Source organism: Micrococcus sp. Alg238-R198, assembly GCF_900537135.1.
GTDB lineage: Bacteria > Actinomycetota > Actinomycetes > Actinomycetales > Micrococcaceae > Micrococcus > Micrococcus luteus.
Genome location: NZ_UNRH01000004.1, coordinates 146,177 through 161,928 on the forward strand (window position 1 = coordinate 146,177; position 15,752 = coordinate 161,928).

Consider the following 15,752-nt stretch of genomic DNA (forward strand, 5'->3'; position numbering starts at 1 on the left):
TGAGAACGGACCGGACGGAGCCGCGAGCATGAGCAGCAACTTCGACTTCCTCGCCCCCGTGTGGCCGCGGGTCCACGAGAACGCCGTGCGGGCGGAGTCCTACCTGCATACGGACCCTCGCTCGGCCTGTTTCTACGCGCGGCGCACTATGGAGCTCGTGGTCGAGGGCATCTACCGGCTGCGCGGCCTGCCGGAGCCGTACAAGGCGGACCTCGCGGCCCGCATCAACGCGGACGCGTTCCTCCACGAGGCGGACCCGCGGATCGTGCAGAAGCTCAACGTCATCCGCCAGCGCGGCAACGACGCCGTCCACAAGCTCCTGGACATCGACCCCCGCACCGCCGCATTCGTGCTCACCGAGCTCCATCACGTGCTCCTCTGGGCGGCGTTCCGGCACTCCGCCGCCGGTCCTGCCCTGGACATGCAGGCTCGTTTCGACCCGGCCCTCGCTCCGCAGGCCGCCCCGCTCACGCGCGAGGAGGTCGTCCAGCTCAACGACCTGATCGAGAAGAGGGACGCCGAGGCTGCCGCCGCCCTCGGTGCCTCCGAACAGGCCCGGGCACAGCTCGAAGCCGACCTGGCCGCCGCCCGCGCCGAACTGACCGCGGTCAAGGAGGCCGCGGGCGCCGTCGTCGACCCCCGTGACTACACGGAGAACGACACCCGGGACCTGTTCATCGACCAGCTCCTGAACGAGGCCGGCTGGCCGCTCACGGACACCCGGGGCCGCGAGTTCCCCGTCACCGGCATGCCCACCCCCACCGGCGACGGGTTCGTGGACTACGTGCTGTGGGGCGCGGACGGCAAGCCGGTCGCACTCGTCGAGGCGAAGCGGACCACCGCCAGCGTGCAGCTCGGCCAGGACCAGGCCGCCCGCTACGCCGACGCCCTCGAGGCCCGCTTCGGCCGCCGGCCCGTGATCTTCTACACCAACGGCGTGGAGCACTACCTGTGGGACGACGCCGCCGGCTACCCGCCCCGCCAGGTCCGCGGCTTCTACACCCCCGCCCAGCTGGACACCCTCATCCAGCGGCGCGCCGGCCGCAGGCCGCTCGCGCAGACCCCCGTCAAGGCCGAGATCGCTGGACGGCCCTACCAGGAACGCGCCATCCGGGCGATCGGGGAGGCCTTCGAGAACAAGCGCCGCGCCGCACTGCTGGTGATGGCCACCGGCACCGGGAAGACGCGCACCGCCGTCGCCCTGGTGGACCAGATGGCCCGCGCCGGATGGGTCAAGCGCGTGCTCTTCCTCGCGGACCGGCAGGCCCTCGTGAAGCAGGCCGCGGACGCCTTCGTGGAGCACGGCTTCGCCGGCACCACCGTGAACCTGCTGAAGAACCGGCACGGGGAAGGACGCATCTACGCCTCCACCTACCCCACCATGCTCGGCCTCATCCAGGAGTCCACCGGCCAGGGCGCCCGCTTCGACCCCGGATACTTCGACCTGGTGATCGTGGACGAGGCCCACCGGTCCGTATACGCCAAGTACGGCGAGATCTTCCGCCACTTCGATGCCCTCCTCGTGGGCCTCACCGCCACCCCCAAGGACGAGATCGACCGGAACACCTACGGCCTCTTCGGCCTCGAGCCCGGCGTGCCGACCGACGCCTACACCCTCGACGAGGCCGTGGCGGACGGGTTCCTGGTGCCGCCGCGGGGCGTCTCCGTGGGCACCACCTTCCTGCGTCGCGGCATCCGGTACGACCAGCTTCCCGCCGAGGAGCAGGAGGCCTGGGACGCGCTGGACTGGGGCGAGGACGAGGCGCCCGAGGAGGTTTCGAGCGAGGAAATCAACCGGTTCCTCTTCAATGCGGACACCGTGGACCGCGTGCTCTCCACCCTCATGGAGCACGGCCACAAGGTGGCCGACGGCGAACGGCTCGGCAAGACCATCGTCTTCGCCAAGAACCAGCCGCACGCCGAGTTCATCCTGCAGCGGTTCGACGCCCAGTGGCCGGAGCTCGGCGGCCGGTACGCCCAGATCATCACCCACGCCAGCCGCTACCCGGACGCCCTGCTGGACGACTTCAAGACCCCCGGCAAGGCCCCGCACATCGCCATCAGCGTGGACATGCTGGACACGGGGGTGGACGTGCCCGACGTCGTCAACCTCGTGTTCTTCAAGCTCGTCCGCTCCAAGACCAAGTTCTGGCAGATGATCGGCCGCGGCACCCGCCTGCGCCCGGACCTCTACGGGCCGGGGAGGGACAAGGAGGACTTCCTCGTCTTCGACTGGTGCCAGAACCTCGAGTTCTTCAACCAGGATCTCCCGGAGTCCGACGGCTCCACCCAGAAGTCCCTCACCCAGCGGTTGTTCGAGGACCGGCTCGCGCTCGTCGTCGCCCTCGACGCCCTGGACGACGACGCCGGGGCGCCCGCCACCGCCGGGCCGGAGGAACGCGCGGTGCGCGAGCTGCGCCGCACCGCCGCCGAGGAGCTGCAGGCGGCCATCGCCCGCCTGACCCTCGAGAACGTCCTGGCCCGCCCCCTCCGCCGGGAGGTCGAGGAGTTCCAGCGGCCTGAGGCGTGGACGTCCCTGAGCGCCCAGGCCGCCGAACGGGCACGCGCGCTGGCCGGGGTGGTCACCGGGTTGCCGGGGGAGGACGTCGACGCCAAGCGCTTCGACCTGCTCATCGTGCGCCGGCAGCTGGCAGACCTCACCGGGGAGGCCGGCACGTCCGAGCGCATCCGGGCCACGGTGCAGTCCCTCGCGGAGAACCTGCTCTCCAAGGACGCCATCCCCGCCGTCAAGGAACAGATCATCCTCCTCGAGGCCGTGGCCGGGGAGGAATGGTGGGAGGGCGTCACTCTCGGCATGCTCGAGCACGCCCGGAAGAAGCTGCGCGGGCTCGTCCAGTTCATCGAGAAGGTCCGCCGCTCCCGCGTATACACGGACTTCGCGGACACGCTCACGCAGCTTGAGGAGGTCGACGTCGTGCGGCCGACGCCCGGTGTGGACATCGAACGGTTCTGGGCCAAGGTCAGCGAGCCGCTGCGCCGCAACGAGTCCTCGCTGGCGCTGCAGAAGCTGCGCCACGGCAAGCAGCTCACCGAGCAGGACCTGGAGTCGCTCGAACAGCTGCTCCGGAGCATCGGGGCCGAGGACGTGCACCTGGCCGCGGCGAAGTCCGAGGGCGAGGGACAGCTGGGCCTGTTCGTGCGCATGCTAGTGGGGATGGATCGTGCCGCCGCGCAGGGTGTGGTCGCGGACTTCGTCCAGGACCGGACGCTCACCCAGGCGCAGATCCGCTTCCTGGGTCACATGGTGGAGGAGCTGACCGCCAACGGCGTCCTGGACGCCGGCCGGCTGTTCGAGTCCCCCTACACGGACGACGCCCCCGAGGGGCCGTTCGGCCTGTTCGAGGAGGCGCAGGTGTACTCCCTGCGCGAGCGGCTGGACTTCGTCCGGACGTCTGCGATGGTGCCGGGACCAGAAGCGAACGCGGGCGGGGACGAGGCGCGCGGCGTCGTCGCATGACCTGACCGGACGGTGAGCCGAGTCGTGATATCCGCCCTTCTGCGAGCCTCCAGTTTCTATGACTGCTCACGTAGTGTTCAGACATGACTCCCGTCACCTGCCCCAGGGCCCCCAAGCGAGGCCACAGGAAAGAGACTGCTCGTGCACGTTGTCCGCACTGTGGCTCTTCCCCAGGTCCGGGCGTTACCCCACCAACAGAGACATTGATCGCTCTGCCCCCAGGGCCGGAGGGTGTCGATAGGCAGACTTCCTCAATGGAATGTGAGCGCCGTCGTCGAATCGATGAAGTGCTTCAGTTGGCTGGTGACCTTCTGGTCGCGGAAAGCATTCGGGAAGTCCGTACGCACCTTCTTGATTTTGCCGTAGCCGATGACGAACAGGGGCGTGGACGAGCGCGGAGCCATGCTATCTGCCAGGTACTTGCCGAGGTGGCGAATGCGCTAGATCCAGGCGAATACATCGATGAAGCAGCCGATAGCATCAGAACAGCCCTCACCACGGCAGGTCTTCCTCGACCGGTCGTCGCCTTGGCAATCGCAGCGACAAAGAAGATTGCAGCGGGAGCCGTGGAGGGGATCAATCCGACTGGGCAGATTCGTTTGGCGATCTGGATGCTCATCTCTGTGCTCTGCCCGAGGCCGGAGGTGTGCCCGGCTCAGCCAAAATCAGGCGTGGAGGTTCTTAAAGAAGCTCTGGAAGATGCAGAGTCTGCTTTCTGATCATCACAGAGGCTGAGTGACCCTCAACGCACCTCGCTACCTCAGCGGCGGTGGCGGCCGACGATCGTGTGGATCAGCCGCACCGCGGCCCTCGCGGTGCGGCCCCCGCGCCCGAATGGACCCCGGCCCGCTCAGGCCAGCAGCGACGCGTCCGTCCGGTGACGGCTGACGATCGTGTGGATCAGCCGGGCCGCGGCCTTCGCCGTGCGGCCGTCCACGTCCAGGGCGGGGTTGAGCTCCACGACGTCGGCCAGGGCCAGCTTCCCGGACTGGGTGGCCTCCAGCGCGCACGCGTGGATCACCTCGTACGGCACGCCGAAGCCGGCCGGTGCGCTCACCCCCGGGGCGACGGCGGCCGGCAGCACATCCAGGTCGATCGTCAGGTAGAGCACGTCCACCGCGTTGATGAACGAGCGCACCCAGCGGCGGACGCCGGTGACGTCGGCGGTCTGGGCCTGCTCGTCGGTCACCCACGTGACCCCGCGTTCGCGCGCGGTGTCGAACAGGGCCCGGGTGTTGTTGGCCTCGCTGATGCCCACCACCGCGTAGGAGAGCTGATGCTCCGCCCCCTCGGCGTCCCGCAGCGCCTGCAGGAACGGGGTGCCGGAGCTGGGCCGCGGCGCCTCGCGCAGGTCGAAGTGCGCGTCCAGGTTGAGGATGCCCACGCGCGTGCCCGCGCCCACGCGCGTGGAGCCGGTCAGGCCCGTGATCGAGGCGTAGGCGGTCTCGTGTCCGCCGCCGAGCACCACGGCCAGGTCGTGGGCGTTCAGCAGCCCGCTGACCACCGTGCCCAGCTCGGCCTGGCCCGCCTCGAGCTCGCCCGGGGCGTCGTCGTCGCCGCGGTCCACGGACACGTCGCCCGCGTCCACGAGCGCGCCCGTGCCCTCGAGGTACGCGAGCGAGGCGAGCGCACCGCGCAGCGCCTCCGGGCCGTCCTCGGCGCCCACGCGGCCGTGGTTCCGGCGCACGCCCTCGTCCGAGGCGAAGCCGATGAGCGCCGTGGACCGCGCGCCCGACGTCGGAGCACCGGCACCGGGGTGGCGCTGCGTCGTCGTGGGCTCGCCGCGCCCGTCGGCGGGGCGGACGACCTGGTGCCAGCGCAGGTGCTCGGGGGTGTCGCCGTCGGTGCGGCCGGTCCAGGCGGGGGAGAGGGACGAGGAGGGGAGCTCGGAGGTCATGGGCCCATCCCACGCCATCGACGGGCGGGTGCGCAACGAGGGCCGGACGACGCCCGACACGGGGCGTCGTCCGCCTAGCGGTCCAGTTCCTGGCGCCGCGAGCTGATCACGCCGGTGACGAAGCCGGCGAGGTTGAGCCCGCCGTGGAAGCGGGCGTGCTCGATCTTCACACAGCGGTCCATCACGACCTCCAGGCCCGCGGCCTCGGCCTGACGCGCGGCGTCCTCGTTCCAGATGCCCAGCTGCAGCCACACGGTCCGGGCGCCCACGCGGGCGGCGTCCGCCACCACCTCGGGGGCGTCGGAGGACTTGCGGAACACCTCCACGAGGTCCGGGGTGACGGGCAGGTCGTCCAGCGAGGCGTACACGCGGTGGCCGAGGATCTCCTTGCCGGCCGCGGCGAGCACGGGATTGACGAAGTAGACGTCGTACGTGGTCGAGCTCAGCAGGTACGTGGCCACGAAGTACGACGCACGGGCCGGCTTGTCCGAGGCGCCGACGATCGCGATCGACCGGGTGCGCCGCAGGATCGCCAGGCGCTCGGGGGCGCCGGGGCCGGTCCAGGTGCGCTCGGGGTGGGTGGTGCTCATGGCTCAGGCCTCCTGCTCTGCGGGGACGACGGCGCCGTCGCGGGCGCGGCCGGTGGCCTCGGTCAGGGCCTGGTCCAGGTCCCAGAGGATGTCCTCGAGGTCCTCGATGCCCACCGAGATGCGGATGAGGTCCGCCGGGATGCCCGCGGCCACGAGCTGCTCGGCGGTGAGCTGCTGATGGGTCGTCGTGGCGGGGTGCAGCACCAGCGTCTTCGCGTCGCCGATGTTGGCCAGGTGGGAGGCCAGCTGCAGCGCGGAGATGAAGCGCGACGCCGTCGCGCGCCCGGCCTCCGGGCCGGAGGCGCCGTCGTCGGTGTCCGTGGCTGCCGGGGCCACGCCGAAGCTGAACACCGAGCCGACGCCCCGGGGCAGCAGCTGCTGCGCGCGGGCGTGGTGCGGGTGGTCGGGCAGGCCGGCGTAGCGGACCCAGGAGACGCGCGGGTCCTCGTCCAGCCACTGCGCCACGGCCTGCGCATTCGCCAGGTGGGCGTCCATGCGCGGGGCCAGCGTCTCGACGCCGAGCAGCAGCTGGAACGCCGACTGCGGGGCCAGCGACGGGCCGAAGTCGCGCAGCTGCTCCGAGCGGAGCTTGGTGAGGAAACCGTACTCGCCGAAGTTGCCCCACCAGGAGACGCCGCCGTACGAGGGCACGGGCTCGGTCATGGACGGGAACTTGCCGTTGTCCCACGGGAAGCGGCCGGACTCCACCACGACGCCGCCGAGCGTGGTGCCCTGCCCGCCGAGGAACTTCGTGGCCGAATGGATGACGATGTCCGCGCCGTGTTCGATCGGCCGGATCAGGTAGGGCGGGGTGAGGGTCGCGTCCACGACGAGCGGCACGCCGTGCCGGTGGGCGACGTCGGCCAGGCCCGGCAGGTCCACGACGTCACCGGAGGGGTTGGCGACGATCTCCGTGTAGACGGCCTTGGTGTTGGGCTGGAGGGCGGCCTCGAAGTCCGCGGCCTCGGCGGAGTCCACGAACGTGGTCTCGACGCCGAACCGGCGCAGGGAGACGTCCAGCTGGGTGATCGTGCCGCCGTAGAGCTTCGAGGACGCCACGATGTGGTCGCCGGCCCCGGCGAGGGCCGCGAAGGTGACGAACTCGGCGGCCATGCCGGACGCCGTCGCGACGGCCCCGATCCCGCCCTCGAGCGTGGCGACCCGCTCCTCGAACGCGGCGACCGTGGGGTTGCCGATCCGCGAGTAGATGTTGCCGTACTTCTGCAGCGCGAAGAGATTGGCGGCGTCCTCGGCGGACTCGAACACGAAGGAGCTGGTCTGGTGGATCGGCACCGCGCGGGAGCCGTGGACGGCGTCCGGGACGGCGCCCGCGTGCAGCGCCTGGGTGCGGAAGCCGAACTCGTGGTCAGCCACGGGGGTCCTTTCGATGGAGGCTTCGGGACAGTCCGTCCCATTGTCCCGGGCGAGGTGCGCCGGGGGCAGGGTGGGCGCGTCGCAGAGCGTCACGCGGGGCCGGCCGGTGCCGTGCAACGCGGGTTGAGTTATCACCGGTTACGCGGGCCTGGACCCGTGACAACTCAACCCGCGTTGGACGGGACCCGTGACAACTCAACCCGTGTTGGCCGCGGGGGCGGATCAGCGCGTGCGGGCGAGCCGACGCCGGACCAGCCCCACGATCCGCCCGAACCCAGCGCGCTGGTCCTCCCAGGTGCAGCGCAGGGTCGTCCATTCCCGCTCGAGGCAGTACGCGTCCCGACGGGCGTCCCTCGCCTGCTGCTGAGCCGTGCGGTGGCCGGCGCCGTCGTACTGGAGGGCCAGGCGCGCCCCCGGTACCCGAGGTCCACGACGGGCGAGGCCGGGTCGGCCGGGTCGACGGCGACCTGCAGCTCCGGCTCCGGCAGCCCGGCCCGGATCAGCGCGAGCCGGAGGAAGGTCTCGGGCGGGGAGTCGGCCCCGACGCGCACCTCGGCCAGCGCGGCACGTGCGAGACGGACACCCGGCCGGCCACGGCAGCGGGCGAGCACCTCCGACAGCCCGGGCACGGTGGCCACGGGGTGCGCCCGGCCCGTCGGCGTCCACGGCGGACGCACCAGGTGGTCGCCGGCCGCGATGAGCCAGTCCACCTCGTGGGGGCGGAGCATCCCGGCGAGGTCGAACCAGGTGCGCGCCGCCGTCGTGACGCGCTGGCCGTCGGGAAGCTCGAGCACGTGGTCGGAGGGCAGTCGCACCCGGTGGCTGACGACGCCGCCCAGGTCGGTCCGGTGCGTGCGCGCGGACCGGTCGAAGGTCAGGTGCAGTCCGGCTGGCCGCGTGAGGCGGGGCGGCAGCGGCAGTCCGTGCCAGAGGGCGGCAGAGACGTGGGAGACCACCCCGCCCGTGAGGCGGACCAGCGCGGCCGCGCCGTCCGGGGCGCACGGGTCGGGGACGCCCGCGGTGTGCACGCCGCGGCAGATCCGGGCGAGGTCTGCCGCGAGGGTGCGGCGCCACGGCAGGCCGGCGGCGTGCAGCTCGGCCGTCGTGAAGGCGCCCGCGGCGAGGGTGGACGGCAGGGGCGTGCGCGCGGTCATGGGGTGAGCCTGCCGCCCCCGGGCCCTGCGACGGACCGGACCGACGCGCCCTGGGGAGGGCCGCCGTCGTCGTGGTGGCTGTGCAGGAGCGGCCGACCCGCCGGTCATGGTGGCACCGGCGCGACGCGGGTTGAGTTATCACGGGTGCAAGCCGCCTGGACCCGTGATAACTCAACCAGCGTTGCAGGGGGGAGCGGCCGGCCCGTCGGTCACGGCGTGCGGTCCACGGGCACCAGCTCCACGTCCTCGAGCCGCCCGCCCCGCACCACCGCGCGCATGAGCGTGCACACCGGCTGCCGTCGCCGGTCCGTGCAGGAGCCGGGGTTCAGCAGCCGCAGGCCCGGGTTCGCGGTCTCCGGCCCGGCCACGGTGTCCCACGGGATGTGGCTGTGCCCGAACACCAGCACGTCCGCGTCCGGGAACGCCGCGGCCATGCGGCGCTCGCGGCCGGCCGCCGGGCCCGTCTCGTGGACCATCGCGATCCGCACCCCGCCGATCTCCACGCGCGCCACCTCGGGCAGCCGCGCCCGCAGCCCCGGCCCGTCGTTGTTGCCCCACACGCCCACCAGCCGGGCGGCCCGTGCGTCGAGGTCGTCGAGCACGTCCTCGGTCACCCAGTCGCCGGCGTGGAGCACGACGTCGGCCCGCGCCACCCCGGCCCACACCTGCGCGGGCAGGGCGCGGGCACGCCGCGGGATGTGGGTGTCGGCGATCAGGAGCAGGCGGACGGCGACGTCGTCGGACACGGTCCGCCTCACCGCGCGGCGAACGCGCCGAGCCAGAGCGCCAGCGGCAGGCCGATGATGAACACCGCCACGAATCCGCGCACCAGCCACCGGCCCACCGGCGTGGCGAGGTTGATCGTCACGCCCACGCCGTAGCCGGGGCGTTTGGCGGGGAAGACGGCCGGGTCCTCGGGGTCGCGCTTGAGCCCCAGGGGCGTCCACACCTCGTCCTCGGCGCGTTCCGCGGCCGTGGGCCGGTGCCCGAGGGCCGCGGCGACGCGGTCCGACCAGCGCGTCCACCGCCGCATGCTGGCCCGCATCGCCGGGAAGACGCCCACCATGAGCACGGTCAGCGTGAGGGGCAGGATCCACCACGGCATCGTCCACGCCCCGGCGGCGAGCACCTCGGCCGTTGTCGGGGCCAGCACCAGCACGATGAGCACGCACGACCACCCGAGGCACTCCTGGACCCCGCGGTGCACTCCCGCCTGGCGCACGCGCCGCCACGGGGACAGTCCCGGATCCGTGGGGGTGAGGGCGGTGACCATAGCGGAGACCAGCGCCAGGAAACCCGTCATGCCGAGGCCGATCAGCGGCCCCGCCGCCACCGTGCCGAACGAGGTGTCCTCCCACGCATCCGGCCGCCCGTCGACGCCCCAGTGCGTGGGCACGCGCTCCGGCAGGCCCGGCAGGGCGACGAGGGCCCACCCCAGCAGCGCCAGGCACAGCACGGCCGCGAGCAGGAACGGCAGCCACGGACGCAGCCGGCCACGGCGCAGGGCGGCGCGCTCGGCGGCGGGGACGTCGTCGGGGGTGGGACGGGACGGGTGGGGCATCGACCCAGGCTAGCCTCGGCCCCCGCCCGCCACACCCGGTGACCGGCTCGTCCAGACGGCGGCCGCGCACGCCGCGATCACCAGCAGCATCCCCGCCAGGTCCAGCGGGGTGAGCTCCTGCCCGCGCACGGCCCACGCGGTCAGCGCCGCCGCGATCGGCGACAGGCACGTCAGCAGGGAGAACAGCGCGGTCGGCATGCGGCGCAGCACCTGCAGGTCGATCCCGTACGGCACCGCCGTGGACAGCAGCGCCACGGCCAGCCCCACGCCCAGCACCACGGGAGAGAGCAGGGCCGCCCCCGCCGTCGCGACGCCGACCGGCAGCGCCACGAGGGACCCGGCCGCCGTCGCCAGGGCCAGCCCCTGCACCCCCGGCAGATGGGTCCCCGCGCGCCGGGAGAGCAGGATGTACCCCGCCCAGCACGCCGCCGCGGCCAGCGCGAGCGCCACCCCCACCGGGTCCAGTCCCGCCCCGCCGATCCCGCCGCCCGCGCTGAACCCCTCCCGGCCGAGCACCCCGATCCCGGCGAGCGCGAGGGCCGCCCACGCCGCCGACCGCCACGACGGCCTCGCCGCCACGGACAGCGCCAGCGGCCCGAGCACCTCGAACGTCACGGCCACGCCCTGCGGGATCCGCGCGAACGCCTCGTAGATGGCCAGGTTCATGCCGGTCATGGCCGCGCCCAGCCCGACGACGGCGGCCCACCCCCGGGGGCCCAGGCCGGCGAGGGCGGCGCGGCTCGGCCGGGTGACGAGCAGCAGCACGGCCGCGGAGAACACCACGCGCAGGGCGACCATGGCGGACGCGCCGACGTCGTCGAACAGCAGGCCCGCCACGGACGCGCCGAGCTGCTGGCTCAGCAGCGAGAGCAGGACGAGCAGGACGAGACGCACGGGCTCAGCCTAGGGGCGCGCCGCGCCATTCCGGCCCCGGCCGGCGCGGGACCGCTGCTGCCGGAGGGCCACCGGGGGGCCCGGTTCCGCTGACCCCGACGCCACGGGAAAACGTCACGCTGACGTGCGCTAATCCGTCTCGTCGTGGGAGAGTGGGGGACGCGTACCCGCGCAGACCCCGCCCCGACCCCAGGAGGCCCGCATGGCCCGGCCCCAGACCGTCCTCACCGTGGTGGCCGCCCGCCGGCTCACCCCGCACCTCGTGCGCCTGACCCTCGGCGGTGAGCAGTTCGACGCCGTCCATGCCCGCTGGGCGGAGAAGGGCGCCACGGACCAGTACGTGAAGCTGCTCTTCGCCGACCCCGCGCTCGGCCTCGAGCCCCCGTACGACCTGGACGCCCTCCGCGAGCGCCTCGCCCCGGAGCAGCTGCCGGTCCGCCGCACCTACACGGTGCGCCACATGGACGCGGCCGCCCGCACCATGGATGTCGACTTCGTGGTCCACGGTGCGTCCGACGGCGGCGCCGCCCCCGGGCACGACGGTGGCCTGGCCGGGGCGTGGGCGGCGTCCGAGCCGGTGGGGCAGCAGGTCGCGTTCCTGGGTCCCGGCGGCGCCTACCGGCCCGACCCCACCGCCGACTGGCACCTGCTCGCCGGCGACGAGGCCGCGCTGCCGGCGATCGCCGCCGCCCTCGAGGACCTCGCCGCCACGGACGCCGCGGCGGCCGGCGTCGCGCTGATCGAGGTGACCGACGCCGGGGACGAGGTGCCCCTGACCGCGCCGGCCGGCGTCGAGGTGCGCTGGCTGCACCGCGGCGGCCCCTTCACCCCGGAGACGACGAGGTTCGCCGCCGCCGTCGGGGGCGCGGCGTGGCGGGACGGACGGGTGCACGCGTTCGTGCACGGCGAGCGGGAGCAGGTCAAGCGCGTCCGGGCGTACCTCACGGACGTGCGCGGCGTGGACCGGCGACAGCTGTCGGTGAGCGCGTACTGGGCCTACGGCCGTGCCGAGGATGTGTTCCAGGCGGAGAAGCAGACCCCGGTGGGGCAGATCTTCGAGGACGGCGCCACCGGCGGCCGACCCGCACAGGTTCGGCACATCCGCGGCTGCGCCTCCGGCCCGCCGCGGACGCCACCTTCACCGAGTGGAACGCGGTCGAGGCGCACGAGGCCCCCGCCTCGGAGGACGTCTTCGACCTGCCCGAGCTGCAGGAGCTGGCCGGCTGACCCGCTGCGCGATCCGGGTGGGCCGGCGGGCCGCCACGGCATGATGTCTTGATGGACCGCACCGCCCCCACCCCGCCCGCGAACGCCCTCGCCCCGGACCTGCCGGAGGACATCGCCCGGGAGGCGATCGCCTTCCGCCGCCTCCTCCACGGACATCCGGAGCTGGACCTGCACCTGCCCCGCACCCAGGCCGCCGTCCTCGAGCGGCTTGAGGCCCTGCGCGCTGAGGCGGGGGAGGATGCCGCCACCGGTCGCCCCGCGCTGGAGACGAGCGTGGGCCGGGCGCTGAGCTCCGTCGTCGTGGTGTTGCGCGGCGGGGCCCCGCTGCCGGAGGGGGCCCGGCGGCCGGTCGTGCTGCTGCGGGGGGACATGGACGCCCTGCCCGTCACGGAGGAGACCGGGCTGGAGTACGCCCCCGCCGTGCCGGGCACCATGCACGCCTGCGGCCACGACCTGCACACCGCCGGCCTCTACGGCGCGCTGGCGTGGCTGGTGCGCCGTCGCGGGGAGCTCACCGCCGACGTGGTGGCCATGTTCCAGCCCGGGGAGGAGACCGGCGGCGGCGCCCTGCACATGATCCAGGAGGGGCTGCTGGAGGCGGCCGGGCGACCGGTGGACGCCGCCTACGCGATCCATGTCTCCTCGGGCACGTACCCGCGCGGCGTCCTGCTCAGCCGCCCGGGGGCGATCCAGGCCGGCTGCGACGACCTGGTGGTGACGGTGCACGGTCGAGGCGGGCACGGCTCGGTGCCGCACCTGGCCCAGGATCCGGTGCCCGTGGCCGCCGAGATGGTGCTGGCGCTGCAGTCCGTGGTCACCCGGCAGTTCGACGCCTTCGACCCGGTGGTCGCGACCGTCGGGCACCTGAGCGCGGGCACGGCGGCCAACATCATCCCGGACAGCGCCACCCTCGCCCTCACCCTGCGGACCTTCTCCGCGGACGCCCGCGCCCGGCTGCTCTCGGCCGTGGAGCGCCTGGTGCATGGGATCGCCGCGGCGCACGGCATGAGCGCGCAGGTCCGGACGGACTGCGCGTTCCCGGTGACGGCCAACGATCCGGACGCGGTGGCCTTCGTCCGCGGGGTCGTGGAGGACCTCTACGGGGCCGACGCCTACCGGGAGCTGCCCGAGCCCGAGCCCGGCAGCGAGGACTTCTCCGAGGTCCTCCAGCGGGTGCCCGGCGCCTACGTCCTGCTCGGGGCGGTCCCGGAGGGCATGGACCCGGACGAGGCCCCGGTCAACCACTCCCCGCAGGCCGTGTTCGACGACGCCGTGGTGCCGCGGGCCGCTCAGGTGCTGGCCGAGCTGGCGCTGCGGACGGCGCCGGGGCCGGCGTCCTGAGCGCGGCGGCCGGCCCGGAGCACCTCGGCGATCTGCCCGACGCACGGCTCGTTCTGCAGGCTCGTGGTGTCTCCGAGCGCGGTGCCCTGGTGCAGCTGCGTCAGCAGCCGCCGCATGATCTTGCCCGAACGGGTCTTGGGCACGTCGGGGACGAAGACCACCTCGGCGGGCTTGGCCACCGGCCCGATCACCCGCCCCACATGCCGCCGCAGCTCCTCGGCACGGTCGGCGGCGGAGGCGCCGGGGCCGTCGTCGCCGGCCAGCCAGCTCTCGTGCGCCACCACGAAGGCGACGGCCGCGTGCCCGGTGGTCTCGTGCGGCACGGGGCACACCCCCGCCTCGATCACCTCCGGGTGCGCCACGAGGGCGGACTCGATCTCGATGGTGCTCAGCCGGTGCCCGGAGATGTTGATGACGTCGTCCACGCGCCCGAGGATCCAGACGTCGCCGTCCTCGTCCCGCTTGGCGCCGTCGCCGGCGAGGAACCAGCCCGCCTCGCCCTGGTCCGCGTAGTCCTCCCAGTACGAGTGGAAGTAGCGGGCCGGGTTCTGCCACACGGTCCGGGCCATCGACGGCGAGGTGCGGGTGACCACGATCCGACCCTGCAGGCCCTCGGGCGTGGGGGTGCCGTCGTCGTCGACCACGGCCACGTCCACCCCCGGCAGGGGCCGGGAGCCGCAGCCCGGCTTGAAGGCCGTGTCCGTGGGGCGGGGGGAGAGCACGGTGGCGCCCGTCTCGGACTGCCACCACGTGTCCACCATCGGCAGGTCCGGGGTGTCCCGGCCGATCTGGGTCCGCGCCCACGTCCAGGCCTCCGGGTTCACGGACTCGCCCACGGTGCCGATCAGGCGGATCGAGGACAGGTCCGGGCCGCCGTCCGCGTGCGCCGGGATCCCGTCCGGATGCCAGCCCTTGAGCGAGCGGATCAGGGTGGGCGCCGTGTAGTAGCTCGTCACCCGGTAGCGCTCGATCACCTCGAAGTGCCGGCCCGGGTGCGGGGCGTTCGGCACGCCCTCGTAGATCACCTGCGTGACCCCGTTCGAGAGCGGACCGTAGATCTCGTAGGTGTGCGCGGTGACCCAGGCCAGGTCCGCGGTGCACCAGTGGACGTCGTCGTCGCGCCGTGCCGGGTCCGGGTGGGAGAACAGGAAGTCGTGTGTCCACGAGGCCGCGGCGAGGTACCCGCCGGAGGTGTGCACGAGCCCCTTGGGCTGTCCCGTGGTGCCGGAGGTGTACATGATGAACAGCGGGTGCTCCGCGTCGAAGGCGCGCGGGGTGTGGGTGTCCGGCTGGCGGTCCACGACGTCGTGCCACCACAGGTCCCGGCCCTCGGTCCACGGGATGTCCCGGTGGCCCGTGCGGTCCAGGACGAGGACGTGCTCGATCGCGTTGTCCCCGGACACGGCCTCGTCCGCGTTGGCCTTCACGGGGACGGCGGTGCCGCGGCGGAACTGGCCGTCGGTGGTGACGAGCAGCTTGGCGCCCGTGTCCTCCACGCGGAACCGCAGCGCCTCCGCCGAGAACCCGCCGAACACGAGCGAGTGCACGGCGCCGATCCGCGCGCACGCCAGCGTGATGACGATCGTCTCGACGAGCACGGGCAGGTACACGACGACGCGGTCGCCCGCCCCGATGCCCAGCTCCTCGAGGGCGTTCGCGGCCTGGGCGACCTCGCGCTGCAGCTGCGCGTAGGTGACGGCGCGGCGGTCGCCGGGCTCGCCCTCGAAGTACAGGGCGACCTTCTCCTCGCGCCCCGCCGCCACGTGCCGGTCCACGCAGTTCACGGCCACGTTCAGGGTGCCGTCCTCGTACCAGCGGATCTCCGGGCCGCGCTCGGCGGCCGGGTCCGGGGCGGTGAGGGAGTGCGTCCGGGTGAAGGGTCGCTCCCAGCTCAGACGTCGGCCGGCCGCCTCCCAGAACGCGAGCCGGTCCGCCTCGGCCACCGGACGGCCGTCGCCGCGCCCGCCGTGCAGCCGGTCCGCCGGGCGGCCGGGGTGGACGTCCGGGTCGGCGGCGTCGACGAGCGCCTGCGGCAGGGGGCCGGGCAGCGTCGCGAGGGCCGCGGCGGGCACGCCGTCGTTCGGTCCGCGGACGGTCCCGGAGGCGCCCTCCTCGGCCGGGTCGGGGCGGGCGGGGTCCTCGGTGGGCGTCATGGGCGGCGGTCCTCCTGGTCGGCGGGTCCGACCAGGGTAGGGACGCCGACGACGGCGCCGCGCCCGCCGTCGTCACCGGCGGT

The 15,752-nt window shown here is 73.6% G+C and carries 11 protein-coding genes and 1 pseudogene; 4 read left to right on the forward strand and 8 right to left on the reverse strand.

Annotated elements, in window-relative coordinates; genetic code table 11:
- The first annotated feature begins 28 nt into the window (after positions 1 to 28).
- Positions 29 to 3,478 carry a DEAD/DEAH box helicase family protein gene (locus G6R13_RS05715; protein WP_163721199.1) on the forward strand — a complete coding sequence of 1,150 codons (3,450 nt, stop codon included), beginning with the start codon at positions 29 to 31 and terminating at the stop codon, positions 3,476 to 3,478.
- Positions 3,479 to 3,732: 254 nt separating this feature from the next.
- Positions 3,733 to 4,197, forward strand: coding sequence for a hypothetical protein (locus G6R13_RS05720; protein ID WP_163721201.1), 465 nt, complete (start codon positions 3,733 to 3,735; stop codon positions 4,195 to 4,197).
- A gap of 131 nt (positions 4,198 to 4,328) precedes the next feature.
- Here G6R13_RS05720 and hutG read toward each other — a convergent pair whose 3' ends face one another.
- The 7 genes from hutG to G6R13_RS05755 form a co-directional block, all read right to left on the reverse strand.
- Complete coding sequence (hutG, locus tag G6R13_RS05725; RefSeq protein WP_041104441.1) at positions 4,329 to 5,375, reverse strand: formimidoylglutamase; 1,047 nt, start codon at positions 5,373 to 5,375, stop codon at positions 4,329 to 4,331.
- A gap of 74 nt (positions 5,376 to 5,449) precedes the next feature.
- Positions 5,450 to 5,965, reverse strand: coding sequence for a CoA-binding protein (locus G6R13_RS05730; RefSeq protein ID WP_041104443.1), 516 nt, complete (start codon positions 5,963 to 5,965; stop codon positions 5,450 to 5,452).
- A 3-nt stretch (positions 5,966 to 5,968) separates the two neighbouring features.
- The gene (locus tag G6R13_RS05735) at positions 5,969 to 7,339 is read right to left on the reverse strand and encodes an O-acetylhomoserine aminocarboxypropyltransferase/cysteine synthase family protein (RefSeq protein ID WP_036315810.1); all 1,371 of its coding nucleotides are present in this window, start codon (positions 7,337 to 7,339) and stop codon (positions 5,969 to 5,971) included.
- A 164-nt stretch (positions 7,340 to 7,503) separates the two neighbouring features.
- Positions 7,504 to 8,493 (reverse strand): hypothetical protein, encoded by a 990-nt coding sequence (locus tag G6R13_RS05740; protein WP_240335709.1) that lies wholly within the window; start codon positions 8,491 to 8,493, stop codon positions 7,504 to 7,506.
- 209 nt (positions 8,494 to 8,702) lie between these two features.
- Positions 8,703 to 9,239: a metallophosphoesterase gene (locus G6R13_RS05745; protein WP_095695243.1), complete on the reverse strand. Its 537-nt coding sequence runs from the start codon at positions 9,237 to 9,239 to the stop codon at positions 8,703 to 8,705.
- Positions 9,240 to 9,247: 8 nt separating this feature from the next.
- Positions 9,248 to 10,054 carry a DUF1648 domain-containing protein gene (locus tag G6R13_RS05750; RefSeq protein ID WP_119217589.1) on the reverse strand — a complete coding sequence of 269 codons (807 nt, stop codon included), beginning with the start codon at positions 10,052 to 10,054 and terminating at the stop codon, positions 9,248 to 9,250.
- Positions 10,055 to 10,063: 9 nt separating this feature from the next.
- Positions 10,064 to 10,948 (reverse strand): EamA family transporter, encoded by an 885-nt coding sequence (locus tag G6R13_RS05755; RefSeq protein WP_119217588.1) that lies wholly within the window; start codon positions 10,946 to 10,948, stop codon positions 10,064 to 10,066.
- A gap of 202 nt (positions 10,949 to 11,150) precedes the next feature.
- Here G6R13_RS05755 and G6R13_RS05760 point away from each other — a divergent pair.
- Both G6R13_RS05760 and G6R13_RS05765 read left to right on the forward strand, forming a co-directional pair.
- Positions 11,151 to 12,026, forward strand: a pseudogene (locus G6R13_RS05760) (siderophore-interacting protein); the annotation flags it as partial.
- Positions 12,027 to 12,226: 200 nt separating this feature from the next.
- Positions 12,227 to 13,516 (forward strand): M20 family metallopeptidase, encoded by a 1,290-nt coding sequence (locus G6R13_RS05765; protein ID WP_044658670.1) that lies wholly within the window; start codon positions 12,227 to 12,229, stop codon positions 13,514 to 13,516.
- On the opposite strand, the gene acs is transcribed toward G6R13_RS05765, so the two are convergent.
- Entirely contained in the window at positions 13,465 to 15,669 is a 2,205-nt protein-coding gene (gene acs / locus G6R13_RS05770; protein WP_163721202.1) for an acetate--CoA ligase, read from the reverse strand. The genes G6R13_RS05765 and acs overlap by 52 nt on opposite strands.
- Positions 15,670 to 15,752: the final 83 nt, after the last annotated feature.